This is a genomic window from Streptomyces sp. NPDC002779 (assembly GCF_042888685.1).
Taxonomy (GTDB): domain Bacteria; phylum Actinomycetota; class Actinomycetes; order Streptomycetales; family Streptomycetaceae; genus Streptomyces.
On sequence record NZ_JBIAQC010000013.1, the window covers coordinates 80,986 to 106,066 of the forward strand.

The 25,081-nt window shown below is 71.2% G+C and carries 22 protein-coding genes and 1 pseudogene; 9 read left to right on the plus strand and 14 right to left on the minus strand.

What is annotated here, in order from left to right; genetic code table 11:
* Positions 1-62: 62 nt before the first annotated feature.
* The 5 genes from glgB to ACFYW5_RS30205 all read right to left on the minus strand — a co-directional run bounded on the left by glgB (position 63) and on the right by ACFYW5_RS30205 (position 7,772).
* On the minus strand, positions 63-2,273 hold the full coding sequence (glgB, locus tag ACFYW5_RS30185; RefSeq protein ID WP_389420273.1) for a 1,4-alpha-glucan branching protein GlgB: 2,211 nt from the start codon (positions 2,271-2,273) through the stop codon (positions 63-65).
* Between the two features lie 4 nt (positions 2,274-2,277).
* Positions 2,278-3,645, minus strand: coding sequence for a maltokinase (locus ACFYW5_RS30190; protein ID WP_389420274.1), 1,368 nt, complete (start codon positions 3,643-3,645; stop codon positions 2,278-2,280).
* A 42-nt stretch (positions 3,646-3,687) separates the two neighbouring features.
* Positions 3,688-5,421 (minus strand): maltose alpha-D-glucosyltransferase, encoded by a 1,734-nt coding sequence (treS, locus tag ACFYW5_RS30195; protein ID WP_389420275.1) that lies wholly within the window; start codon positions 5,419-5,421, stop codon positions 3,688-3,690.
* The gene (locus ACFYW5_RS30200) at positions 5,418-7,400 is read right to left on the minus strand and encodes an alpha-1,4-glucan--maltose-1-phosphate maltosyltransferase (protein WP_389420276.1); all 1,983 of its coding nucleotides are present in this window, start codon (positions 7,398-7,400) and stop codon (positions 5,418-5,420) included. Before ACFYW5_RS30200 ends, treS begins: the two co-directional genes overlap by 4 nt.
* 72 nt (positions 7,401-7,472) lie before the next feature.
* A complete protein-coding gene (locus ACFYW5_RS30205) occupies positions 7,473-7,772 on the minus strand; it encodes a DUF5133 domain-containing protein (RefSeq protein ID WP_389420277.1) in 300 nt (99 codons plus the stop codon).
* A gap of 303 nt (positions 7,773-8,075) precedes the next feature.
* Here ACFYW5_RS30205 and ACFYW5_RS30210 point away from each other — a divergent pair, with 303 nt between their 5' ends.
* Positions 8,076-8,588 carry a pep a2 gene (locus ACFYW5_RS30210; protein WP_389420278.1) on the plus strand — a complete coding sequence of 171 codons (513 nt, stop codon included), beginning with the start codon at positions 8,076-8,078 and terminating at the stop codon, positions 8,586-8,588.
* Positions 8,585-10,729: a glycogen debranching protein GlgX gene (gene glgX, locus ACFYW5_RS30215; RefSeq protein ID WP_389420279.1), complete on the plus strand. Its 2,145-nt coding sequence runs from the start codon at positions 8,585-8,587 to the stop codon at positions 10,727-10,729. Before ACFYW5_RS30210 ends, glgX begins: the two co-directional genes overlap by 4 nt.
* On the opposite strand, the gene ACFYW5_RS30220 is transcribed toward glgX, so the two are convergent.
* Positions 10,726-11,529: a VOC family protein gene (locus ACFYW5_RS30220; protein ID WP_389420280.1), complete on the minus strand. Its 804-nt coding sequence runs from the start codon at positions 11,527-11,529 to the stop codon at positions 10,726-10,728. The genes glgX and ACFYW5_RS30220 overlap by 4 nt on opposite strands.
* Positions 11,530-11,694: 165 nt before the next feature.
* Here ACFYW5_RS30220 and ACFYW5_RS30225 point away from each other — a divergent pair, with 165 nt between their 5' ends.
* Positions 11,695-12,045, plus strand: coding sequence for an ANTAR domain-containing protein (locus ACFYW5_RS30225; RefSeq protein WP_389420281.1), 351 nt, complete (start codon positions 11,695-11,697; stop codon positions 12,043-12,045).
* On the opposite strand, the gene ACFYW5_RS30230 is transcribed toward ACFYW5_RS30225, so the two are convergent.
* Positions 12,042-12,860, minus strand: a complete 819-nt coding sequence (locus ACFYW5_RS30230) for an RNA polymerase sigma factor SigF (protein WP_389420282.1) — start codon at positions 12,858-12,860, stop codon at positions 12,042-12,044. The genes ACFYW5_RS30225 and ACFYW5_RS30230 overlap by 4 nt on opposite strands.
* Before the next feature lie 426 nt (positions 12,861-13,286).
* On the opposite strand from ACFYW5_RS30230, the gene ACFYW5_RS30235 reads away from it, so the two are divergent.
* Positions 13,287-13,802: a hypothetical protein gene (locus tag ACFYW5_RS30235; protein WP_389420283.1), complete on the plus strand. Its 516-nt coding sequence runs from the start codon at positions 13,287-13,289 to the stop codon at positions 13,800-13,802.
* Positions 13,803-13,816: 14 nt separating this feature from the next.
* Here ACFYW5_RS30235 and hemC read toward each other — a convergent pair whose 3' ends face one another.
* Positions 13,817-14,752 carry a hydroxymethylbilane synthase gene (gene hemC / locus ACFYW5_RS30240; RefSeq protein ID WP_389420284.1) on the minus strand — a complete coding sequence of 312 codons (936 nt, stop codon included), beginning with the start codon at positions 14,750-14,752 and terminating at the stop codon, positions 13,817-13,819.
* A 124-nt stretch (positions 14,753-14,876) separates the two neighbouring features.
* A complete protein-coding gene (locus ACFYW5_RS30245; protein WP_389420285.1) occupies positions 14,877-16,064 on the minus strand; it encodes an MFS transporter in 1,188 nt (395 codons plus the stop codon).
* 74 nt (positions 16,065-16,138) lie between these two features.
* Here ACFYW5_RS30245 and ACFYW5_RS30250 point away from each other — a divergent pair, with 74 nt between their 5' ends.
* Entirely contained in the window at positions 16,139-17,137 is a 999-nt protein-coding gene (locus ACFYW5_RS30250) for a DUF5937 family protein (protein WP_389420286.1), read from the plus strand.
* Here ACFYW5_RS30250 and ACFYW5_RS30255 read toward each other — a convergent pair.
* From ACFYW5_RS30255 to ACFYW5_RS30265, 3 genes are all read right to left on the minus strand, one after another.
* On the minus strand, positions 17,115-18,134 hold the full coding sequence (locus tag ACFYW5_RS30255; protein WP_389420287.1) for a questin oxidase family protein: 1,020 nt from the start codon (positions 18,132-18,134) through the stop codon (positions 17,115-17,117). The genes ACFYW5_RS30250 and ACFYW5_RS30255 overlap by 23 nt on opposite strands.
* A 93-nt stretch (positions 18,135-18,227) precedes the next feature.
* On the minus strand, positions 18,228-19,004 hold the full coding sequence (locus ACFYW5_RS30260; protein ID WP_389420288.1) for an NPP1 family protein: 777 nt from the start codon (positions 19,002-19,004) through the stop codon (positions 18,228-18,230).
* 129 nt (positions 19,005-19,133) lie between these two features.
* Positions 19,134-20,114 carry an ATP-dependent DNA ligase gene (locus tag ACFYW5_RS30265; protein WP_389420289.1) on the minus strand — a complete coding sequence of 327 codons (981 nt, stop codon included), beginning with the start codon at positions 20,112-20,114 and terminating at the stop codon, positions 19,134-19,136.
* A gap of 183 nt (positions 20,115-20,297) precedes the next feature.
* On the opposite strand from ACFYW5_RS30265, the pseudogene ACFYW5_RS30270 reads away from it, so the two are divergent.
* Positions 20,298-20,544, plus strand: a pseudogene (locus tag ACFYW5_RS30270) (hypothetical protein); the annotation flags it as partial.
* A 93-nt stretch (positions 20,545-20,637) separates the two neighbouring features.
* Entirely contained in the window at positions 20,638-21,105 is a 468-nt protein-coding gene (locus ACFYW5_RS30275) for a peroxiredoxin (protein ID WP_389420290.1), read from the plus strand.
* A gap of 6 nt (positions 21,106-21,111) precedes the next feature.
* Here ACFYW5_RS30275 and ACFYW5_RS30280 read toward each other — a convergent pair whose 3' ends face one another.
* Positions 21,112-21,552: a cupin domain-containing protein gene (locus tag ACFYW5_RS30280; protein WP_389420347.1), complete on the minus strand. Its 441-nt coding sequence runs from the start codon at positions 21,550-21,552 to the stop codon at positions 21,112-21,114.
* Between the two features lie 217 nt (positions 21,553-21,769).
* Between ACFYW5_RS30280 and ACFYW5_RS30285 the strand changes: the two genes are divergently transcribed.
* On the plus strand, positions 21,770-22,744 hold the full coding sequence (locus tag ACFYW5_RS30285) for a TauD/TfdA dioxygenase family protein (RefSeq protein WP_389420291.1): 975 nt from the start codon (positions 21,770-21,772) through the stop codon (positions 22,742-22,744).
* Positions 22,745-22,882: 138 nt separating this feature from the next.
* The gene (locus tag ACFYW5_RS30290) at positions 22,883-24,235 is read left to right on the plus strand and encodes a phosphatase PAP2 family protein (RefSeq protein ID WP_389420292.1); all 1,353 of its coding nucleotides are present in this window, start codon (positions 22,883-22,885) and stop codon (positions 24,233-24,235) included.
* An 85-nt stretch (positions 24,236-24,320) separates the two neighbouring features.
* Here the strand turns inward: ACFYW5_RS30290 and ACFYW5_RS30295 are convergent, their stop codons facing one another.
* On the minus strand, positions 24,321-25,049 hold the full coding sequence (locus ACFYW5_RS30295) for a TioE family transcriptional regulator (protein ID WP_389420293.1): 729 nt from the start codon (positions 25,047-25,049) through the stop codon (positions 24,321-24,323).
* Positions 25,050-25,081 lie beyond the last annotated feature (32 nt).

Sequence of the window (25,081 nt, forward strand, 5' to 3'; positions counted from 1 at the left end):
TTCGTCGTACGCCCCCGACTGCCCGCTACCGGGCAGTCGGACACCTGGCATCGCCTCGGGCGTCAGGAGGGATACGGCGTCAGCCAGACCGTCGCCAGCGGAGGCAGGGTGATCCGGATCCCGTCCTCCTCCGGCTTGATCGGCCCGGGGTTGGTGATGTCGCCGCCTCCGTACCGGGCCGCGTCCGTGTTCAGGGTCTCCTCCCAGACGGTGCCGCCCTCGGGGACCCAGATCCGGTAGTCCTCCCGCACGACCGGGGAGAAGTTCGACACCGCGAGCAGGGGAGTGCCGTCGGCGGCGTACCGGAGGAAGGCGAAGACGTTGTCGTCGGCCGCGTCGCCGAGGGCCCACTGGAAGCCGCCCGGGTCGGTGTCCCGCTGCCACAGCGACGGGGTGGCGAGGTAGGCGGTGTTGAGGTCCCGGACCAGGTCCCGGACGCCCCGGTGGTCGGGCTCGGCGCTGTAGCCGGGGTCCAGCAGCCACCAGTCCGGTCCGTGCGGCTCGGACCACTCCGCGCCCTGGGCGAACTCCTGCCCCATGAACAGGAGTTGCTTGCCGGGGTGGGCCCACATGAAGCCCAGGTAGGCGCGGTGGTTGGCGCGCTGCTGCCACCAGTCGCCGGGCATCTTCGACACCAGCGCCTGCTTGCCGTGCACGACCTCGTCGTGCGAGATCGGCAGGACGTAGTTCTCGCTGTAGGCGTACACCATCGAGAAGGTCATCTCGTTGTGGTGGTACTTGCGGTGGACGGGCTCGTGGCTGATGTAGCCGAGCGAGTCGTGCATCCAGCCCATGTTCCACTTCAGGCCGAAGCCGAGCCCGCCGCTGTCGGTGGGCCGGGTGACTCCCTCCCAGGCGGTGGACTCCTCCGCGATGGTCACCACGCCGGGCGCCCGCCGGTACACGGTGGCGTTCATCTCGCGCAGGAACGCCACCGCGTCCAGGTCCTCCCGGCCGCCGAACACATTGGGCGTCCACTGGCCGGAGTCACGGGAGTAGTCGAGGTACAGCATCGAGGCGACCGCGTCCACCCGCAGCCCGTCGATATGGAACTCCTCGCACCAGTACACGGCGTTGGCGACGAGGAAGTTGCGCACCTCGACCCGCCCGAAGTCGAACTCGTAGGTGCCCCAGTCCGGATGTTCGGCCCGCCGGTCGTCCCCGGGTTCGTACAGCGGCTCCCCGTCGAAGCGGGCCAGGGCCCAGTCGTCCTTCGGGAAGTGGGCGGGCACCCAGTCCATGATCACGCCGATGCCCGCCCGGTGCAGTGCGTCGATCAGGAACTTGAAGTCGTCGGGCGTGCCGAGCCGGGCCATGGTCGCGTAGAAGCCGGTGATCTGGTAGCCCCAGGAGCCCGAGAACGGGTGGTGGGCGACCGGCATGAACTCCACGTGCGTGAAGCCGAGGTCCTTGACGTAGGCCGGGAGCACCTCGGCCAGCTCACGGTAGGTCAGCCCGGGCCGCCAGGACGGAAGGTGCACCTCGTACACCGAGAACGGCGCCACATGCACCGGGACGTCCCCGCGGTGCGCCATCCACTCCGCGTCGTCCCACTCGTAGCGGGAGGAGTGCACGATGGACGCGGTGTCCGGCGGGATCTCCGCGAACCGGGCCATCGGGTCGGCCTTGAGGAAGCGGTGGCCGTGCCGGGAGTGGATCTCGAACTTGTACCGGGTACCCTCGCCGACGCCGGGCAGGAACAGCTCCCACACACCGCTGGCGCCCAGGGAGCGCATCGGGAACGCGGTGCCGTCCCAGTACGTGAAGTCCGTGGCGACCCGCACGCCCTGGGCGTTCGGCGCCCACACGGTGAACCGGGTGCCGGTGACGCCCTGGTGGGTCATCGGCTCGGCGCCGAGCGCCTTCCACAGCTGCTCGTGCCGGCCCTCCCGGATCAGATGGAGGTCCAGCTCCCCGAGGGCGGGCAGGAAGCGGTACGGGTCGTCGACCTCGTGCTCGCCGTCCTCGTACGACACCAGGAGGGTGTACGCCGGGATCTTCTTCCGCCGCGGCACCACCCCGGCGAAGAGACCGTCGCCCTCGGAGGTGAGCTGTCTGCGTCTGCCGTCGATCACCACGCTCACCGCGCGGGCGAACGGGCGCAGCGTCCGGAACATGATCCCGCCCTGCACCACATGGGCGCCGAGCAGCGCGTGCGGGTCGTGGTGGGCGCCGGCCAGCAGGCGACCGCGGTCATCGGGGTCCAGCGGCGGAGCCGTCCCGCACCGGGCGGGTCCTGACGGCTCGGGCAGCGAGGTGTCACGCAACGCCATGGGGTCAGCCTCCTCGTACGGCGAGACGCTCGATCGCCGCCATCGGTACGGGTAGCCAGTCCGGGCGGTGCCTGGCTTCGTAGAGCACTTCATACACGGCCCGGTCCGTCTCGTAGGCGCGCAAGAGGCCGTGTTTCTTGCGGGGGTCCCATCCGGCGGCAGCCGCGTAACCCGCGCAGAACGACTCGCGGCAGCGGCGGGCCCACTCAGGCCGCCAGGGCCTGCGCTGGCGTGCCGCGTAGTCGAAGGAGCGCAGCATTCCGGCGATGTCCCGGACGGGGGAGTGCAGGTCGCGCCGCTCGGCGAGCGGGCGGGACGGTTCGCCCTCGAAGTCGATCACGAACCACTCCCGTCCGGCCCGCAGGACCTGCCCCAGGTGCAGGTCGCCGTGGATCCGCTGGGCGGGCGGGCCGGGGTCGCAGGCGGTGAGCGCCCCGAACGCGGTCCGCAGGCCCGGCACGAAGGACTGCAGGGCCGGTACGCAGTGCGCCGCGGAGTCCAGCCGCTCGGTCATCGCCGCGGCCGTGGCGGCGTTCTCGCGGCGGGTCTCGCAGGGGAACGCCGAGGCGAGCGCGAGGTGGACCTCGGCGGTGGCCCGGCCCAGCTGGTGGGCCTCCGCGGTGAAGTCGTCACCGGAGGCGAGCGCCTGGAGCGCCAGCGTCCAGCCGTCGGTCGCGTCCCGCAGGAACGGCTGGAGCACGCCCAGCGTCGCGTCCCACGGACGGGTGGTCCGGAACCAGGCGACCGGTGCGGGGACCCGTCGGCAGCCCTGCCGGGCCAGCGCGCCCGGCACCTCCAGATCCGGGTTGACACCCGGCTGGATCCGCCGGAACACCTTCAGCACGAAGGCGTCGCCGTACACCAGCGAGGAGTTGGACTGCTCGGCGTCCATCAGGCGCGGCGCGAGTCCGGACGGGACCTGCACCGGGGAGCAGGACTCGAAGCGCAGCGGGCCGGCGGTGCCGGGGTGCCGCAGCCGGTCCAGGAGCAGCTGTGCGGAGCGCAGGTCCTGCAGGGCGTCGTACACCGTGAGACCGGCGAGCGGGCCCTCGTCGGCTCGTCCGATGAGGCTGCGGCCCAGGCGCGGGGAGGGGTGCTCGCGCACTCCGAGCAGCAGCTGGTAGCAGTCGCCGGCCGGGGGCGCGGTGATGCCGCCGGGGGCGGGCACCGGGACATGACCGGCGTGGACCAGCAGATGCAGACAGCCCGGGAACAGCTCGGTCATGGACAACAGGGCCAGGTCGGTGACCGGCCGGTCCTTGCCCGCGAACCACCGCTGCCGCGGCAGCCACTGACGCAGCAGACCGCCGAGCGAGACCATGATGTCGGCTACGGCCGGAGGGCTCGGTCTGAGGGATGCGGTCTTCGGCATGGTGACGCGTCCTTTCGTCGGCACATGCTCAAGGGGACACGCTCAAGGGGCGGACGCTCGGTGTCGGCGGCCGATGCGGGAGGCGACTCGGGAGAGCCGGAACCAGTAGAAGCCGTGTCCCGCCAGCGTCAGCAGGTACGGCAGTTCGCCGATGGCCGGGAAGCGGACGCCGCCGAACAGCTCGACCGGGTGCCGTCCGTCGAACTCGCGCAGATCGAGCTCGGTCGGCTGGGCAAACCGGGAGAAATTGTTCACGCACAGGACGAGATCGTCCTCGTACTCCCGCAGAAAGGCCAGTACCGCCGGGTTGGACGACTGCAGTTCCGTGAAGGAGCCGAGTCCGAAGGCGGGATTCTGCTTGCGGATCTCGATCATCCGGCGTGTCCAGTGCAGCAACGAGGAGGGCGACGCCATGGACGCCTCGACGTTGGTGACCTGGTGACCGTAGACCGGGTCCATGATCGTGGGCAGGAAGAGCCGGCCGGGGTCGGCGGTGGAGAAGCCCGCGTTCCTGTCCGGTGTCCACTGCATCGGGGTGCGGACGGCGTCGCGGTCGCCGAGCCAGATGTTGTCGCCCATGCCGATCTCGTCGCCGTAGTAGAGGATCGGCGAGCCGGGCAGCGACAGCAGCAGGGCGGTGAACAGCTCGATCTGGTTGCGGTCGTTGTCCAGCAGAGGCGCGAGGCGGCGGCGGATGCCGATGTTGGCGCGCATGCGGGGGTCCTTGGCGTACTCGGCCCACATGTAGTCGCGTTCCTCGTCGGTGACCATCTCCAGGGTCAGCTCGTCGTGGTTGCGCAGGAAGATGCCCCACTGGCAGCCGGAGGGGATGGCCGGGGTCTTGGCGAGGATCTCGGAGACCGGGTAGCGCGACTCCCGGCGCACGGCCATGAAGATGCGGGGCATGACCGGGAAGTGGAAGGCCATGTGGCATTCGTCGCCGCCGCTGCGGTAGTCGCCGAAGTAGTCGACGACGTCCTCCGGCCACTGGTTGGCCTCCGCCAGCAGCACCGTGTCCGGGTACATCGCGTCGATCTCGCGGCGGACGCGCTTGAGGAAGTGGTGCGTGGCGGGGAGGTTCTCGCAGTTGGTGCCCTCCTCGGCGTACAGATACGGCACGGCGTCGAGCCGGAAGCCGTCGATGCCGAGGTCGAGCCAGAAGCGCAGCGCGGAGATGATCTCCTCCTGCACGGCCGGGTTCTCGTAGTTGAGGTCCGGCTGGTGGGAGAAGAACCGGTGGAAGAAGTACTGCTTGCGGACCGGGTCGAAGGTCCAGTTGGAGGCCTCGGTGTCGACGAAGATGATCCGCGCGTCGGGGTACTGCTTGTCGTCGTCGGCCCACATGTAGTAGTCGCCGTAGGGGCCGTCGGGGTCCTTCCTGGACTCCTGGAACCACGGGTGCTGGTCACTGGTGTGGTTCATGACGAAGTCGATGACGACCCGCATGCCGCGCTGGTGAGCGGAGTCGACGAACTCCACGAAGTCGGCGAGGTCGCCGAACTCCGGCAGGACCGCGGTGTAGTCGGAGACGTCGTAACCGCCGTCCCTGAGCGGGGACTTGAAGAACGGGGGCAGCCACAGGCAGTCCACGCCGAGCCACTGGAGGTAGTCCAGCTTGGCGGTCAGGCCCTTGAGGTCGCCGACACCGTCGCCGTTGCTGTCCTGGAAGGAACGGACCAGCACCTCGTAGAAGACGGCGCTCTTGAACCAGTCGGGATGCCGGTCCTTGGCCGGGGTGTCCTCGAACGTGTCATGGACGGGCTCGTTGACGATCATGACGCGGTAGACCCTCCGTTCTGCGGCGAGGCGGGCGAGACCTGGACGTGAAATACGTGCGCGGGTGCCCTGCCGGGCTCAAGGCGCACATAGTTGGTCCGGCCCCATTGATAGGTCTCACCCGTCAGTTCGTCGTGCACGGACAGGGTTTCGTCCCGGTCGCGGCCGAGTTGCGGCATGTCCAACGAGACCGTGGCCTCCTGGGTGTGGTGCGGATCGAGATTGACGACCACCAGCACCGAGTCCTGGCCCGCGCGCTTGCTGTAGGCGAGGACGGCGTCGTTGTCGGTGTGGTGGAAGCGGAGATTCCTGAGCTGGTGCAGCGCGGGGTGCTCGCGTCGGACGGTGTTGAGCCGGGTGATGAGGGGAGCGATGGTGTCGGCGGTGTCCCAGTCACGCGGCCGCAACTGGTACTTCTCCGAGTCCAGGTACTCCTCGCTGCCCTCGCGCAGCGGGGTGTTCTCGCACAGTTCGTAGCCGCTGTAGATGCCCCAGGTCGGCGAGAGGGTGGCGGCGAGGACCGCGCGCAGTTCGAAGGCGGGCCGGCCGCCGTGCTGGAGGAAGGCGTGCAGGATGTCAGGGGTGTTGGCGAAGAAGTTCGGCCGCATGTAGGAAGCCGCCTCGCCGGACAGTTCGGTGAGGTACTCCGTCAGCTCCTGCTTGGTGTTGCGCCAGGTGAAGTACGTGTACGACTGCTGGAAGCCGATCTGGGCGAGGGTGTGCATCATCGCCGGCCGGGTGAACGCCTCGGCCAGGAAGATCACGTCCGGGTCGGTGCGGTTGATCTCCGCGATCACCCGCTCCCAGAACAGCACCGGCTTGGTGTGCGGGTTGTCCACCCTGAAGATCCGCACCCCGCAGGCCATCCAGTGCCGCAGCACCCGCAGCGTCTCGGCGACCAGCCCGTCCAGGTCCGCGTCGAAGGCCAGGGGGTAGATGTCCTGGTACTTCTTCGGCGGGTTCTCCGCGTAGGCGATGGTGCCGTCGGGACGGTGGTGGAACCACTCCGGATGCTTGTGCACCCACGGATGGTCCGGCGAGCACTGCAGCGCGAAGTCCAGCGCCACCTCCAGCCCCTGCGCGCGGGCCTGCTGAACGAACCAGGTGAAGTCCTCCAGGGTGCCCAGCGCGGGGTGGACGGCGTCGTGGCCGCCCTCGGGGGAGCCGATCGCCCACGGCACCCCGACATCCTCGGGGGCGGGGTCGAGGGTGTTGTTGCGGCCCTTGCGGAAGGTCGTGCCGATCGGGTGGATGGGCGGCAGGTACACGACGTCGAAGCCCATCTGGGCGATCGCCGCAAGCCGCCTGGCCGCGGTCCGGAACGTGCCGTGCGGCACCTGCTCGGTGCCCTCGGAGCGGGGGAAGAACTCGTACCACGACCCGTACAGGGCCCGCTCCCGCTCCACCAGCAGCGGCAGCGGATCCGACGCGGTCACCAACTCCCGCAGCGGATACCGCGACAGCACCGCATCCACCTCGGGCCGGAAAGCCGCCGCCAGCCGGGTCACGACCGGCAGCGAGTCGTCCCGCAGGGTGCCGGCCGCACGAAGAAGAACCTTTCGCCGCCCGGCGGGAACCCCGGCCGCCGCCCGTTCCAGGATGTCCGCGCCCTCCTCCAGGACCACCCCGGTGTCGATCCGCGCCGGGACCTTGATGCGGGCGGTGTGCCGCCAGGTGGCCACCGGATCGCTCCACGCCTCCACATGGAACGTCCAGTGCCCCTCGGCGTCGGGCGTGACCTCGGCGCCCCAGCGGTCGCTGCCCGGCGCCAGTTCGCGCATCGGCGTCCAGGGACCGGGACGGCCCTCGGGATCGCGCAGCACGACATTGGCGGCCACGGCATCATGCCCCTCCCGGAACACGGTCGCCGAGACCTCGAACGTCTCGCCCACGACCGCCTTCGCCGGGCGCCTGCCGCAGTCCACGGCCGGCCGGACATTGCGTACCGGGATACGGCCGATGGCCGCGGTTGCCTTCATGGTCTCGCCTCCGCCGTGCTCATGGCCGGACCCTCCAGGGCCCGGCCGGGGAATCAAGCTGTGCCGGCAGGTCTACCGGCCGGCCCGGGAACGCCGCTTGGCCCTCGGTGGGCCCCGTCTCGCGGCGACCCCCGGACGGGGACGCTCGGTCTGCTCGCGCAGATAGGTGCCGAGGCTGCTGCGCAGATAGCGCTCGGCCGCGTCCGCGGCCTCGCGCGCGCAGCGCTTGCCCATCAGCACGCACAGCGTGTAGCCCGAGTCCTCGAAAGTGGCCCGCACCGCGCGGTCGTCCGGGGACGCGAGCATGACGCGCTCCCAGGCCCGATAGCGCCCAAGCTGGCGGGCGACTTCGGCTTTGGCCGGTAGCAACATGACGCCGTTCACCTCTCGGGATTCAAGGCACGAAACCACACGGTGGGGGTGGTCGTGCGCGCGACACGGATGCCGTACGGGGATGGAGGTCTTCACTCATGGTGCACGTGCGGCGACCCAGCGTCTTGTTAGAGCTTCAACGAACTCGAAGGATCCCCCGGTTGACTCCTCGTGTTGCACGAATGGCGTAGCCCTCCCACTCTTGAGGTGACTCAGAAGCGATCAATGCTCACGCTTCGCGTTCGGGGCCCGTCCCGCGGGGACGGGGAAAGCGCCGAGCCTCGCCGGTGAGGAGCCAACAAGATGAAGACCGCAGTGCCCTGCTACTACCACCTCGACGTGGAAGTCAGCCCGGAACGGGTCGGACAGGTCAGGCGCATCCTGGCCGCTCACCTCCGGTTCTGGGACCTGGAGAACCTGGTGGAGCCCGTGTGCGGCGGTGCCGAACTGCTGCTCAACGCCATCGACGAGCACGCCACGGACAAGAACACGTCGATCGAGATGTGGTGGAACGGACAGCACCTCATCACGGCCATCGGGGACCACAACCGTGATCTGCGCCCGGACCAGGATCTCCGCGCCTGCCTGGAGCACATCGCCGCGATCAGCGACGGCTGGGGGTGCTGCGCCACGGACACCGGCAGCAAGGTCATCTGGTTCTCGCAGCGTGCCCGCGCCGGCGAGCGCGTCCCGCTGGTCCCGACGGCCCCGGCGCCCAGCCTGCGTGAGGGCCTCGACGTGCCCCGTGAAGTCCCGGCCGCCGTACTGGCCGGCCCGGCGAGCACTCCGGAGCGAGTGCTGGAGGAGGCGCGGTGACCGCGCGCAAGCATGGTGCAGGGGTGCACGCCTGGAGCGGGCACCCCTACCCGCTGGGTGCCGCCTACGACGGCCAGGGCACGAACTTCGCCCTGTTCAGCGAGGTCGCCGAGCGGGTCGAGCTGATCCTGGTCGACGACGCGGGCAAGCACACCGGCGTCGAACTGACCGAGGTCGACGGTTTCGTCTGGCACGGCTACCTGCCCGGTGTCGGCCCCGGCCAGCGGTACGGCTACCGGGTGCACGGTCCCTGGGCCCCGTCCGTCGGCCACCGGTGCAACCCGGCGAAGCTGCTGCTGGACCCGTACACGCAGGCGGTGGACGGGCAGATGGACAACCACGCCTCGCTCTTCGAGCGCGCCCCCGAGGGCCCCGCCCCGGCGGACAGCGCCGGGCACACCATGCTCGGCGTGGTGACCGACCCCTACTTCGACTGGGGCGACGACCGTCCACCCAGACGGCCGTACGCGGACACCGTCATCTACGAGGCCCACGTCCGCGGCCTGAGCCGCACCCACCCGGACGTGCCCCCCGAACTGCGCGGGACGTACGCCGGCCTCGCGCACCCGGCCGTCGTCGAGCATCTGACCTCGCTCGGGGTCACGGCCGTCGAGCTGATGCCCGTGCACCAGTTCGTCCAGGACGGCGTGCTGACCGACCGGGGCCTGTCGAACTACTGGGGCTACAACACCATCGGCTTCTTCGCGCCGCACAACGCCTACGCCGCCCACGGCACCCGGGGCCAGCAGGTCTCCGAGTTCAAGGCGATGGTGAAGGCGCTGCACGAGGCCGGGCTCGAAGTGATCCTCGACGTGGTCTACAACCACACCGCCGAGGGCAACGAGAAGGGCCCCACCCTGTCCTTCCGGGGCATCGACAACGCCTCCTACTACCGGCTCGTGGACGGCGACTGGTCGCACTACTACGACACCACCGGCACCGGGAACAGCCTGCTGATGCGGCACCCCTACGTGCTCCAGCTGATCATGGACTCGCTGCGCTACTGGGTCACCGAGATGCATGTCGACGGCTTCCGCTTCGACCTCGCGGCGACCCTGGCCCGCCAGTTCCACGAGGTGGACCGGCTCTCGGCGTTCTTCGACCTGATCCAGCAGGACCCGGTGATCAGCCGCGTCAAGCTGATCGCCGAGCCGTGGGACGTCGGCGAGGGCGGCTACCAGGTGGGCAACTTCCCGCCGCTGTGGTCGGAGTGGAACGGCATGTACCGCGACACCGTGCGCGACTTCTGGCGCGGCGGCGAACACACCCTCGGCGACTTCGCCTCCCGGCTGACGGGCTCCTCCGACCTGTACCAGCACAGCAGGCGGCGGCCGCGCGCCAGCGTCAACTTCGTCACCGCGCACGACGGTTTCACGCTGCGCGACCTCGTCTCGTACAACGACAAGCACAACGAGGCCAACGGCGAGGACAACCAGGACGGCGAGAGCGACAACCGGTCCTGGAACTGCGGCGCGGAGGGCGAGACCCGCGATCCGGCCGTGCTGGAGCTGCGCGCCCGCCAGCAGCGCAACTTCCTCGCCACGCTGCTGCTGTCCCAGGGCATCCCGATGCTCTGCCACGGCGACGAGCTCGGCCGCACCCAGCGCGGCAACAACAACGCCTACTGCCAGGACAACGAGGTCTCCTGGATCGACTGGCGGCTGACCGAGGAGCAGCGCTCCCTCGCCGACTTCACCCGGCACGTGATCGGACTGCGCCGCGCCCACCCCGTACTGCGCCGGCGTCGCTTCTTCCGCGGTGAGACGGTGACGCACGCGGGCCAGCCGCTGCCCGACCTGGTCTGGCTGCTGCCGGACGCCCGCGAGATGGCGGAGGAGGACTGGCTGCGCTCCGACGCCCACTGCGTCGGCGTGTTCCTCAACGGCGACGCCATCGCCGAGCCCGACCCGTGCGGCCGGCCCGTCGTGGACGACTCCTTCCTGCTCCTGCTCAACAGCTACTGGGAGCCGGTGGAGTTCCAGCTCCCGGACGCCACCTACGGCGAACGCTGGACCACCCTGATCGACACCGCGGAACCGGGGGCCCCGGACGAGACCGAGCACAAGGCGGCCACCACGATGACGGTCACCGCCCGCAGTCTCGTCCTGCTGTCCCGCCCGTCCCGTACCGCCGGGAACTAACGCCCGCGGCGGGAGGTCACGGTGAACTGGGCGCCGTCGGAGTCGCGCAGCACGGCCTCGTCCTCGTCCTTCGACAGGACGCTGCCGCCGTGCTGCTCCGCGGCCCGGGCGCAGGCCGCCACGTCGGGGACGGCGAAGTGGACCTGCCAGTGCGGCCGGATGGTGGGATCGGGGGCGGCACCGAGCGCCCCCGACTCGATCTTGGCGACCACGTCGCCGCCGCTGCGCAGCACGACCTCGTCGCCCTCGTAGTTCACCTCGCAGCAGCCGGGGCGCTCCGAGGCCCAGTCCAGCACCTCGCCGTAGAAGATCGCGGAGTCGAAGGCGTCGCGGGTGTGCAGGCGGATGAACGCGGGGGTGGAGCGGCGCCAGGTGTCCCAGTCGCCGACCAGCTCGCCCTCCCAGATGCCGAAGGTCGCGCCGTCCCGGTCGGCGAGCAGTGCCGCGCGCCCGGGCGGGAAGGAGATCGGCCCGACCGCGGCCGTACCCCCGCGCTCCTGGACCCGGGAGACGGCCTCGTCCGCGCTGTGCACGGCGAAGTACGGCGTCCACGCGACCGCCATCTGCCACATCGTCGCGACGGCGGCGATCCCGGCGACGGGCACGCCGTCGGCCAGCGCGATCCGGAAGTGCTCGCCGAGCTTGCCGGTGCGCCAGCGCCAGCCGAGGACGGCACTGTAGAAGTCCTCGGTGCTCTCCAGGTCACGGCTGGTCAGGCTCACCCAGCAGGGTGCGCCGAACACGGAATGGGTGGAGACGAGGTCCTTCGTACCGCTGGGGGTCTGCGTGTGGTGGTTCATGGCTGTCCTGGTCTCGCCGGGCCGGCGGCCACCGGCGTCTGTTCCCAGTGTCCGGCCGGTACCTCTGACGGCGCCTGCCGAGTACCCCGGCCGCCGCGCTGAAACAATGATGATTCCACCCTTTGCCCAGTGGCATACCGCTGCCCGAGTGATGAGGATGGATGCGTGACCCAGGTACCCCGCGAGCCCGACGAACAGTCCCGACGGATCTCCGAGCTGCAGCGGGAGGTAGAGCAGCTGAAGGAGGCCGTCGCCTCGCACGCCGTCGTGGACCAGGCGATCGGGATGATCGTGGCCCTGGGACGGGTCGCCCCGGCCCAGGGCTGGGCGGTCCTGAAGGACGTCTCCCAGCACACCAACATCAAGCTCCGCAATGTCGCGGACCTGATCCTGATCTGGGGCCGCGACGGTCGGATGCCCCCGGAGATCCGCGCCGAGCTGGAGGACGCGCTCGACCGGCACGGTCCGACGCAGATCCCGGGGACGCCAGGGGCCCCGCAGGGCCCTGGCTCCTAGCGGTGCTGGACGAGCAGCTCCTCGCGCAGCCGGGATTCACCCAGCTCCTCCCGCAGCTGGGCGAAGCAGCCACTGAGCAGTCGCGAGACGTGCATCTGGGAGATCCCCAGCTGCTCGGCGATGCGGCTCTGCGTCATGCCCTGGAAGAACCGCAGATACAGGATGGTGCGCTCGCGCTCGGGCAGCTTCTCCAGGCACGGCCGGACGGCGACCCGGTCGACGATGATGTCGAAGCCCGGATCGGGCCCGCCGATCGAGTCGCCGAGGGCGTATCCGTCGGTGCCGGGCATCTCCGCCTCCAGTGACAGCGCGGAGAAGCAGTCCAGGGCCTCCATACCGGCGCGGACCTCGGCCTCGGTCAGCTCGGTGTGCTCGGCGATCTCCTGGACGGTGGGCGCGCGGCCCGTGCTGGTCTGCGACAGCTCCTTGTTGGCCTGCCGTACCCGGTTGCGCAGGTCCTGGACCCGGCGGGGTACGTGCAGCGTCCACATGTGGTCGCGGAAGTGGCGCTTGATCTCGCCGGTGACGGTCGGCACGGCGTACGCCTCGAAGGCGCAGCCACGGGCCGGGTCGTAGTGGTCGACCGCCTTGACGAGGCCGAGCGCGGCGACCTGGTAGAGATCTTCGAGGGCCTCGCCGCGCCCCTTGAAGCGGACCGCGATGCGCTCCGCCATGGGAAGCCAGACCCGGACCAGTTCGTCGCGGAGCGCTTTGCGCTCCGGCCCCTCGGGCAGCCGTGCGAGCCGCTGGAAGTCGGCCACGGTGTCGGGGGCGTCGTCGTGCGGGTGCTGCTTCGATCTGCCGGTGACGGGCATGAAGCGCACCTCCCTCAAAGGTGCCTGATGGGACAGTCACCGTGGGAGGCGCGGCGTCGAAGCACACGGAGCACATCCAGGAACCGAAACCGGGCTCCCACGGACGTGCCTCCTGTCCGAAGCACTTCGGTAAGAATTCCCCGACAAGGCGCTCCTGAAACAATTGCCCCGGTTTAGGAGAATTTGCTGCATATTTCGACACTGGTCGAACTCGGTGTGTGAGGACGCCCACAGATCGAGACGGCGGACGTGATGTGCGGCACGCTGGCGCACCCGCCCGCCGGGCCGGCCGGCCGATTGTGCCTGCGCAGCGCTTGATCAGCGATCAAAGCGGGTGAATGCGCTGGCCAGAGCCCATTCCGCTCATTTGACAGTGCGCTGAGCACACAGATAGGAAGCAGCTCTCTGAGGTCGAAGAGGTGCAGTGTGTGCGAGCCGAACGTGGTCGGGGACTGGCAGGAGTACGACGAGCATGCCGGTCTGCGTGTCCGCGTCCACCGTCTGGAGCAGAACGAGCCTCCGCGGGGACGTGACGACGCCGCCGAAGGGCTGACCTACTTCAGCCTGCGCGTGACGGTCGAGAACCGCGGTGAGCGGCACTACGGCATCCACCTGGAGGACGGCCAGATCGACGTCCGGATCGGGTCCGAGGGGGAGAGCGCCTTCATCGACTGGCGCAATTCCCAGTTCATCGAGGGCTTCGACGTCTACCCGCTGCGCCGGGCCACCGCCGTGCTGTACGCGGCCGGTCCCGAGGCGAGCCTGAGCCAGATCGACGTGCAGATCCAGCTGCGGGTCGAGGAGGAGTGGACCGAGCGCCGCCTGTGGGCGGGCGGCATCGGCCTGCACGAGGGCTCGGCGCACGCCGGAGCCGGGCGCGAGTGCCTCGCCCACCAGGTGAGCAACTTCCTGCGCGACCAGGCCGAAGAGGGCACCGCCTGACGCGGTGCCGAAGCTCAGTGCGGGATGCCGTCGATGATTTCCCGCGCGCCCTGACGCAGCAGCGCCACGGCGACCGAGGTGCCCAACGTGGCCGGATCCAGCCGCCCCGCCCACTCGTGGGCGTTGAGCCGGGTCTTGCCGTCCGGGGTGAACACGCACGCCCGCAGGGACAGTTCCCCGCCGTGATCCACGCGCGCGTACCCGGCGATCGGACTGTTGCAGTGCCCCTGCAGGACATGCAGGAACATCCGCTCGGCGGTGGCCTCCCGGTGGGTGTCCGGATCGCCGAGGCCGCTGACGGCGTCGATGAGCCCGTCGTCGCCCTCCCGGCACTGCAGGGCGAGGATGCCCGCGCCGATCGGCGGCATCATCGTCTCGGGGGAGAGGACCTCGCTGATCACGTCCCGCCGGCCGATCCGCTCCAGACCGGACACCGCGAGCAGCAGCGCGTCCACCTCGCCGGCCCGCAGCTTCTCCAGCCGCCGGTTGGCGTTGCCCCGGAAGGGCACGCACCGCAGATGCGGGTGGGTCGCGGCGAGCTGGGCGATCCGGCGCACCGAGGAGGTGCCGATGCGGGTGCCGTCCGACAGTTCGTCCAGGGTGAGACCGTCCGGATGGATCAGCGCGTCGCGGATGTCGTCCCGTTCGAGGAAGGCGGCGAAGACGGTGCCCGCGGGGAGCGGCCGGTCGGCGGGCACGTCCTTGACGCAGTGCACCGCGAGATCGGCCTCACCGGCCAGCAGGGCGGCGTCCACCTCCTTGGTGAACGCCCCCTTGCCGTCGACCTTCGACAGGTCGCCCAGCCACTTGTCGCCGGTCGTCCGCACCGGCACGACCTCGGTCCGCACCCCGGGATGCAGGGCCGTCAACTCGGCGCGGACACGCTCCACTTGGGCGAGCGCCATGGGCGAGTCGCGGGAGACGATGCGGATCAGTTCGGGGACGGACATGCCGACACGATAGACCTTCCGATCACAACGGCCGTGCGCTACCGCTCGATTCCCGTCGCCCGGGACCGGCGTCGGCCGCAACAGGCGCACGGTCAGGGCCGCGAGCGCCCACGCTCCACCCGCCTCACCGCGCTGTGCGGTCCCGTGCGAGCACGGCGAGCGCCCCGGCCGTGAGCAGACCTCCGGCGAGAAAGGTCCCGCGCACGCCGACGGCCGTGAGCAGGCCGCCGCCGAGGAGGGCGCCGGCGGCCACGCCCGCGTTGAAGGCGACCGAGTTGGCGGCGAGGGCCGACTCGGTGCGGCCCGGGGCCACGTGGAGCACCTGGCTCTGCGAGGCCATGAACGCCGGGCCGACGGACGCCCCCAGCAGCATCAGCAGGGCCACGGCCGCCACTTGGCCGTCCCCCGCCGCGTACAGGCCGAGCAGGGCGACGGTCTGGGTCGTGACCGGTACGGCGAGGGTGGCGCGCGGGAAGCGGTCCAGGAGCGGCCCGGTCACCGTGACCCCGGCCAGTCCCGCCGCCCCGAACGCCAGCAGCACGGCGCCGACCGCGGCCTCGCCGAAGCCGCCGACCTCGTCGAGGAAGACGACGACGTAGGTGAACGCGGTGAACACGCCCGTCACCGACAGGGCGGTGGTGGTGACGACGATCAGGAAGCGCCGTCGGTCCGGGGCGACTCCGTAGGCCGAGTGGCTCTCCTGGGGGCGGGACGTCGGCAGCAGGACGGCCACCGCGACCAGCGACACCAGCGCGAGCGCGCCGAGCACCGCGAACGGGGTCCGCCAGTCGGCCTGCCCGCCGAGCCAGGTGCCGGCCGGCACGCCGAGCACCGTGGCCAGCGAGCCCCCGACCGACAGCAGCCCGATGATCCGGCCCCGCCGCTCGGGCGGGTACAGGCCGACCGCGACCGGGCCCGTCACCGACCAGTACAGCGCCTGCGCGAGCGCCGTCGTCGCGCGGGCGGCGAGCAACGGGCCGTAGGAGACGGCGTCGAGCGCCGAGACCCAGCTCGCGGCGGCGAGCAGGCCGAGCAGCAGGGTCAGCAGATGGCGGCGGGGGATCGCGCGGGTGACGTGGGCGAGGGGCAGCGACACCACGACCACGGTGAGCGCGTACCCGGTGACCAGGACGCCCACGGCCGGGAGGGAGACACCGAGGTCGTCCGCCATGAGCGGGAGCAGGCCGACGGGGAGGTTCTCGGTGGTGTTGAAGGTGAACGCGGCCAGCATCAGCGCCGCGACGACGGCGCCCCGGCGCCAGGCGGGCCCGACGGCGGTGTGCTCGGCGGCTGTTGATCGGTAGTCGGTCATCGGGGTCAGGGTGCTGGGCCCGGCGGGGCACCTCTACTCTTTCGTCCTGGGCCGAATCACCCACGGAGACCGCCTTGCCCCTGACCCTGGACCTGGGCACCGAGGACCTGACGCGCTGCCGGTTCGCGATCTCGCCGCTGTGCCAGACCCACGAGGCGCTACGGCTGCTGCGCCGCCCCGCCCGGCACGGCTACCACCGCGGCTGGCTGCGCCGCGTCCGCCGTACCGTCGCCGGGCTCGACCTGTCCCCGCTGTGGCTGTTCATCCCGCCCGCGGGCGGCTACACCCCCGACTTCCTCGGCCCGCCCCCGGACAAGCCGTACCCCTCGATCGAGGACGAACTGGCGCGGATGCGCGCCACCGACCCGGCGCTCGCCCACGCCGAGATGGCCCGCTCCCTCGCCGGTACGCCGGGACTCGCCGCGTCGTCCGAGGGGCGCGCGGCGCTCGCCGATCCCGCCGCCACCGTCCGGCGCCTCGCCGACCTCACCGAGCGGGCCTGGCACGCCCTGCTCGCCCCGGACTGGCCACGTCACCGTGCCGTCCTGGAGGGCGACGTCGCCCACCGCTCCCGGCAGGCGGCGGACGGCGGCCTCGACGCGCTGCTCACCGGCCTGCACCCCGGCATCGGCTGGGCGGGACACACCCTGACCCTGCGCATGTACGGCGAGGTCGCCGACGCCCAACGCGCCGATGGCCGGGGTGTGCTGCTGATGCCGAGTGTGTTCGTGTGGCCGGATGTCGTCAGCGGTTTCGCCCGTCCCTGGCAGCCCACCGTCATCTACCCGGCGCGGGGGATGGGCCGCCTGCACGACAGCGGCCCGCCGAGCCCCGCACAGGCCCTGGCCCGGCTCCTCGGACACCACCGCGCCGCGCTCCTCACCGGTCTGGCCGCCCCCGCCTCGACCACCGAACTCGCCGCCCGGCACGGCCTCGCGCCGTCGACCGTCTCGGCGCATCTGTCGGTCCTGCGGGAAGCGGGCCTGCTGACCTCGCGGCGTGCGGGGCCGTATGTCCTGTACGGGCGGACCGAGTTGGGTGAGGTCCTGGTCAGGAGACCAGGGGCGGGCTGAGTTCGATCGCCCGCTGGGCCGCGGCGAGCGCGAGGTCGTCACCGACGTCCAGGGCCGTGTCGGTGAGCTTGATGACGTGCTCGTCGCCGTGGGCGAGGGCCCGCTCCATGACCTCCCCGGCGGTGAGCCGGACGGGCGGCTCGTAGGCCACCGGCTCGTCGGGGGTGTAGATCGCGGTGACGACGGCGGACGCGGTCCAGGCCGCGTGCAGGCTGGGCGCCCACAGCTCGCGCGGCAGCGAATCGAGCGTGCGCAGAACCGCGTTGGGGGCGGTGGCCGCGTGCACGAGCATGGTCGGCTCGCCGTGGCCGTGGGTGGCGTAGCGGTGGGTCGTGGCGCGGACGAGTTCGGTGAGCCGGTCGCGCGCGACGTCCGGGTCGGTCACGTCCTCCGCCCACGCGGGCAGCCGGCGCACGGCGGCCAGGCGGTTGCGGAATCCCAGGGCGCCCTCGCCGATCGGGGGCACGGCGTCCAGGGACGCCCCGGCGGTGGGCGCGCCCGGCAGTACGGCGAAGCCGGTCACGGGCTGGTGCCGGGCTGCCCAGTAGCCCAGCGCGTGGGCGAGTTCGGCGAGCCTCGGCGCGCTCTCACCGGCTTCGAGGGCGCGTACGGCGTGGCCGGCCCGGATGACGACATGCGTGGCGCCGCCGTACATCCCGGGCAGCAGCCGCGGCCACCACTCGGCGAGGACGTCCCGCCAGGGGCGGTCGGCGAGGGTGCGGGAGAAGTGGTCGGTCCAGTCCGCGATCCGCCGCGGATCGCCCAGCGCCGTACGCCAGTTGTCGTCCGTGACGGGGGCCAGGCGGTCGGGGAAGTCCTCGAGGCGGTCCTGGTACAGGTCCACCCAGCGGTGCACCGCGCCCGCGTGTCCGTGCGCGGCGAGGGCCTCGACGACCATGGGTGCGTGGTTGCTGAGCCAGCCCTCGCGTTCCGGACCGGCGGAGTGCAGGCGTTCCAGGGCTTCTTCGAGCTGTCCGCTCGTGTCGGTGGCGTCCATGGCGATCACGCTAGACAGCGGCCGGAGCCAACGGATCGGGCCCGGGGCGGAGGCGGGAGGCGGCGCTGGTCCTACGCCCCGGGCCCTACGGCGTCACGCGTACGGGTCGAAGGTGATCCCCGACGGCTTCGCGGAGGAGAGGTGGTTGCCGAAGGAGGCGTCCTTCAGGCCGAAGTTGGCGCTGCCGAAGTTGTACGCGACCAGCTTGTCGCGCACGCCCGAGGGGTAGCCGTGCCAGCCGACCAGCGGCGGGTACTGCCACGTGCGCTTGTGGTTCTCCGGCGGCTCGTCGTTGGCGTTGGCCAGGCGGAAGCAGTGGGTGCTGATGCCGTCCTTGTGGTACACGATCTTCGCGTGGGTGCCCTCGAAGCGGACGGAGGAGGCCGAACTCACGGTGAAAGAGCCGTGGTTGGACGTCGAGACGTACTTCACGGCGCCGCTCTGCACCCAGATGACGACGTGCTCCCAGTCGTGCCGGTGCCCGCCGATGCTGCTGCCCGCGAGGGCCTGGTCCTTCTCGAAGTACAGGCCGTACAGGTAGGCGCACCAGCCGTTGTTGCACTTGTAGCGCGAGTAGCTGTTGGTGTTGTCCAGGTCGGAGGCGTCCCGGCAGTTGCCGTTGAGGGCACCGGTGGGGTTGAGGCCGCCGTTGACGGTCCCGTCGGGGCCGATCGCGGGGGTGGAATAGCAGCCGTCCGTGTCGTAGTCGAAGGCCGGCTGGTAGGTGAACTCCGCGGACTCGGCGTTGGCGGGCAGCGCCGACGGCGGGGCCGCGAAGGCGACGGAGGGGAAGGCGATGACGAGGGCGGCGGCACCGGCGAGACCGGTGAGCCATCTCCTGCGGTGCTTCTTCGACGACGATGACGACACTGCGTCCTCCTCATGATGCGGGCGCAGCCCAACGGCTGTGGGGAAGGGGGAGTTCAGCTTCCCGACTTTTCATGTCCGCGCCAAGAGGAGGTGGGCGTCCGAGCGGTTACGGGCACCCCAATATTTGGATCATGGCGGTGGGTCGGGCAGGTCCGCCGAGGACTCCTCCGGCGTGAGATCAGGCCGCAGCCGCAGCCACGACGGCTGCCGCAGCATCCCGGCCCGGGTGCGGGTGCTGAACCGCACCTCCCCGACCAGCTGCGGCACCACCCAGCGCGCACCGGGCGCCGCGGGCACGGGATCGAAGGGGCATACGTCCGTCGCGGCGGCCGCCAGCAGCCCGGCGAGCTCGTCCCGCTCCCGCCGGCTCCAGCCGGTGCCCACCCCGCCGACGTACCGCAGCCGCCCGCCGGCCCGCTGGCCCACCAGCAGTGCCCCCGGCAGGCCCGTGAGCCGTCCCTTGCCGGGCAGCCAGCCGCCCACCACGACGTCCTCGCTGTGCATGTTGCGGATCTTGATCCAGGCCCGGGAGCGAACCCCGGGCTCGTACACGGAGTCCAGCCGCTTGCAGACCAGCCCCTCCAGACCGTGCTCCCGGGTGGCCCGCAGCGCCTCCTCGCCGTGGCCGACGAGGGCCGCGGGCGTCGACCAGTGCGGCCCGTCGAGCCCGAGCCCTTCCAGCCGCTCGCGGCGCTCGGCATAGGGGAGCCGGACCAGGGGCCGTCCGGCCAGGTGCATCACGTCGAACAGCACCAGGTGCACGGGCGCCTGGGCGGCCCGGCGCGCGGCCCGTGCCGGGGCGTGGGCGAGCCCCATCCGCGACTGGAGCAGCTGGAAGTCGGCGCGCCCCCGCTCGTCGAGGGCCATCACCTCCCCGTCCAGCACGGCGGGCGTGCTGCCGAGCGCCCCGCCCAGTGGGCGCAGCTCGGGGTAGGCGGCCGTGACCTCCTCCCCGGACCGGGCCCGCAGGACGAAGCCGCCGTCGCCGGTGAGGTAGACCACCACCCGCTGGCCGTCCTGCTTGGTCTCGTACGCCCAGCGCGCGTCCTGCGCGGCGGACGGGAGGGTGCCGGGCGTGGCGAGCATCGGGGGGATCAGCGGCAGGTTCACGGGGGAGTTCTCGACGGCCCGGCGGCCCGGCACGCCCCCGGACCCCGGGTTTCGCCTGAACGGCGGGACGCCGTCGTTGCGTAGGCTTCCGTTGCTGGAGCAGTCCGAGCGGCGGACCGCGGTGGCCGAGGGGACCGCGCCGGACCGCTCCGACCGGCCGGACGCCGCCACGGGTCTGGTCACATGTGGCGGACGCCGGCTACTGCGGGATGTGAGCCGCCCCGGGGTACACAGGCGCGCAACGAACGCCTGATGGCGCTCGCAGACGTACCGTTGGACCGCGCCGCCGTGGCGCTGCCGCGGCAGATCGCCGACAGCGGCGGCCCGCCTCGGGGTGGACGCCTCCTGCGTCACGCGTACCGTGCAGCAGCTGGGGAAGCCCGGCTATGTCACCCCTGCCGCGGCGCCATCGCCTCGAGCCGTGCGGCGCCCGACCCCCGCATGACCGGAACCCACCGCTCTACGCTCCGGTAACATCACGCGGCAGACGGCCGACCGAGCCCGGACGACGGAGGGGTCACCAGTGAGCGCACGCGTGGAGATCGGGGACACGGTCGAGGACTTCGCCCTCCCCGACGAGACCGGCACCACCCGCAAGCTGTCCGAACTCCTCACCGAGGGGCCGGTGGTGCTCTTCTTCTACCCCGCCGCCCTGACCCCCGGCTGCACCGCGCAGGCCTGCCACTTCCGCGACCTGGCCACCGAGTTCGCCGCCGTCGGCGCCCGGCCCGTCGGCGTCAGCGGTGATCCCGTGGAGCGCCAGCAGGAGTTCGCCGAGCGGCACACGCTGGGCATGCTGCTGCTCTCCGACACCGACGGCACGGTCCGTGACCGGTTCGGCGTGAAGCGCGGTTTCTCGATGGCGCCGACCAAGCGGACCACCTTCGTCATAGGGCAGGACCGCAAGGTGCTGGAAGTGGTGCGCAGCGAACTGCGCATGAACACCCACGCCGACCGGGCCCTGCAGGCGCTGCGCGGCCGGAACGGCTGACGCGGATCACTGGAAGGGGCAGCCCGGGTTCGGGGCGTCCTGCGAGAACGGCGCCCCGTGCGGCAGGACGTACAGCACATCGAGGACTATGGCCGTGTCACCGAGGTTGCGCCCGATGTGCACGTTGCCCGGACCGGCCGGCTCCTCGATGAAGCTCCCCTGCGGATAGACCCCGTCGGAGGCGCAGGACGAGTCGAAATGACTCAGCGTGCCCTCCTGGACGAAGGCGTACAGCGGACCGTCGTGGTAGTGCCATCCGGTGCCCTGACCGGGCGGAATGGTGATCTCCCGCAGGATGTAGACGGTGCCGCCGACCGTCTTCTGGCTGATGACCCGGCCGGTGACTCCTGGCCCCGGGGGAGTGGCCTGGGCGGTACCGGCACCGCCCACGAAGAAGGTGGCGGCGGCCACCGCCGCGGTGACGGCGGAGCGGAGCGCGAAGCGCATAAGGGCCTCCCGGCCGAGATCGGACAGCGTCGACTTCGCCGTGAACATAGAGGCATCGGCGCGCAGTTGGGGGCGGAACCCGCGGATCCGCCCGGCTCGCCCGCTCCTGAAGCACCACGCAGGAGACGCAGTCCTCGTCAGGCGTGCCGTTTGCTGTCACGATCTTGCGGGGAACCGGCGGGGACCGGAGCCGGTGCCGACGACCGACGGAGCGCGCATGACGAGGGACAGGGCCACCGCGGAAGAAACGGAGCGGGCCGCGGGGATCGAGGTGAGACCGGTCGCCGGGCACATCGGCGCGGAGATCACGGGCGTGGACCTGGCGGCCGGCCCCGACGACGCGGTGGTCGCCGCGATCCGGGCGGCGGTGCTGCGCTGGAAGGTGGTGTTCTTCCGGGACCAGAGGCTCGACCACGCCGGACATGTGGCGTTCGCCCGCCGCTTCGGCTCCCCGGTCGTGCTGCCGCGCCGCGGGAAGGCGTCGCCGCCGGACTTCCCGGAGGTGGAGACGACCGCGGACCGGCTGGAACTGGGCGGCCGTTTCGGCATGGACCACGACGAGTGGCTGCGCCGCCGCCGGCACACCTTGCTGCGCGGCTGGCACTGCGACCACGGCGCCCGCGTCGACCCGCCCGCGGCGACGATCCTGCGCGCGGAGACGGTTCCGCCGTACGGCGGCGACACGACCTGGTCGAACCTCGCGGCGGCGTACGCCGGACTGTCGGCCCCGATGCGGGAGTTCGTGTTGGGGCTGAGGGCGGAACACCGCCTGGGCGTCGGCTACCAGCCCCGCCCCGGTGACGACGCCTACGTCCGCCACCTGCTCGACCACCAGGTGGCGACGCTCCACCCGCTGGTACGGGTCCACCCGGAGACGGGGGAGCGGATCCTGTGCGTCAACGGCTACTACGTGGAGCAGATCGCCGGTCTCTCCCGGCCCGAGAGCCAGGCTTTGCTGGACCTGCTCCTGGACCAGGCCGTCCGCCCCGAGTACACGGTCCGCTTCCGCTGGGAACCGGGCAGCGTGGCCTTCTGGGACAACCGCGCCACGATCCATCTGGCCCCGAGCGACAACGCCCACCTCGGTCACCCCCGGATCATGCACCGGGTGATGCTGGCCGGTGAGGTGCCGGTGGGGGTGGACGGGAAGGAATCGGAGCCGATCGTGGGGAGTGAGGCAGGGCGCTGGTGAGGGGTGGGCCGTTGTTTGTATGATCGGCGGCCCTGATCAGCGATTCCAGGGATTCCCAACACCTAACAAATCGGCCGAAAATTGAGCAACAGACCAGCACTCATACCTCCGCGAATAAGCGGCGGGGCCACACCGTCCGTGTGGCGTCGACCACGGACGGGACTCTGGGCCGCGACGGGCGTCGTGGCCCTCGCCTTCCTCATCGCGCTGGAATTCGCCTCGCGCCATTACGGCCTGCCGGGACCGATCACCAACCAGGCGCGAGAGGTGCTCTTCGCCCCCAAATCGGGTGGCCTGCTGTACGCCTCGATGGCGTTGATGATGGTGGTCCTCACCTGGCGGCAACGCTTCCTCGCGGTCGGCGCCGCGATCGCTGTCGACCTCGCCTTTCTGCTGGTCCGTTGGACGTTCGACATCAAGATCACCGAAGGGCACCCCTTCGGAAATGGCGCGCTGTGGGTGATCCTGGGCTGCGCGGTCATCGCCGTCACGCGCCGCACCGGCCGGGAACGCCTCCTGCTGCTGAAGGGCGTCGGACTGGCCCTGCTGCTGATGGCCGGCCGTAAGACCGGCGACACCTGGCTGTTCATCACCTCGCAGACCCGGCCGTCGGTGCTCGACCAGTACGTGGCGACCGCCGACCAGGCGCTCGGCAACCCGTCCTGGCTGGTGGGGCGGGTCGTCGAGGCGAGCGGCCCCGTCGGGTTCAACATCCTCGACTTCGTCTACGGCCAGCTCCCGGTGGCCGCGGTCGTCGTCGCGCTGTATCAACTCCGCGGCGTGGCGGCGGACCGGTGCTTTCCCCGCCACCACCTGGTGCGCACCTTTCTGGTGATCGGCCTCGTCGGACCGGCCTTCTACATGATCTACCCGGTGGTCGGACCGCTCTTCGCCTACGGCACCGGCACCGAACAATGGGCGGCGGTCAGCCTGTGGGCGCCGGAATCGACGCCCAGCGTGCAGTGGGCGGTCACCAATATCTGGCCCCAGACGCTGCCTCCGATCAGCCCTCCGCAGCACATGCCGTTCGACGGCGTCACCCCCCGGAACTGCATGCCCAGCCTGCACACGGCATGGGCACTGGCCATCTTCATCCATTCCCGCAAGGGCCCGAGGACCCTGCGCTGGGCAGGAACGTTTTGGCTCGTCGCCACGCTCGCCGCGACCCTGGGGTTCGGCTACCACTACGGCGCCGACCTCATCGCCGGCGTGGTCTTCACGCTCACCATCGAGGCGGCACTGCGCACCTTCGACCGGGGCTGGGACCGCTCGGGGATCCGGTTCGTCGCCTACGGCGCGACGGTGTTCGCCGCGCTCCTGCTGTCGTATCGCTGGCTGCCGCTGGAGATGGCGAGGCATCCGTGGCTGTACGGGCCGCTGCTCCTGCTGGCGATGGCCTCCGTGATCTACGGCTATGTCCGCACCGTCGGACCCTGGGACGCCAAGACCGTGCCGACGCGGCAGCCGGAACGGCAGCTCGAACTGATCTGAGCCGTCCGACGGCCGTATCGCACCGAACCGACCCCAGGCCATTGGCCTGGGGTTTCCTTCTGTCCCGAGGGGAGCGACCGAAGCGTCAGCCGCGCTCGCGCAGGTATGCCTCCAGCTCGGCCGCGCCGGTCAGCATCGCTCGTGCGCGGGCGGACAGCCGGCCGCGCCAGTCCCGCAGGGCCGCCTCCAGCGGTTCCGGACCGCCGACCGCCCGCACCTGGGTGATCAGCGGGGCGATCTGCTCCAGTAGGTAACCGCCGCGGCGGAGTTGGTGGACGAGCCGGGCGTCCCGTACGGCGGCTTCGTCGTAGACGCGGTATCCGGTCCGGGGATCGCGGCCCGGGTGCACCAGTCCGGCGCGCTCCCAGGTGCGCAGGGTGGCGGGCCGGATACCGAGCTTCCCGGCCAGGGGGCCGATGAAGGTGCCGCCGGACTCGGCCGCTGTCGTGGGCTCCAGGTCGCGCAGGGCGCGCTCGACGGCGTGCAGGGTGCGGCGGTCTTCGAGGAGCTGGGCGTGACTCTCGTCGATGAGGCGGAACGCCTCCTCGGCCGCGCCCTCGTTCACCGCGCCCTCGTTCACCGCCCGCATGATCTCCGTCGCCGTCCGGTGGCCGTGGCCGGGCACCAGCGCCACGAAGGCGCGCAGGGCCGCCGCGTGCACGGGCGTATAGGTGCGGTACCCGTGGGGTGTACGGGCCGCGGGCGGGAGGATTCCGGCCTCCTCGTAGTTCCTGACCGCCTGCGTGGACAGACCGTGCCCGCGGGCCAGATCGACGGGCCTGAGCCGTTCCCCGGTTTGAAGCTTTTTCCCCATGCCCCTGCCGATATCGCGCAAAAGTCTCCACC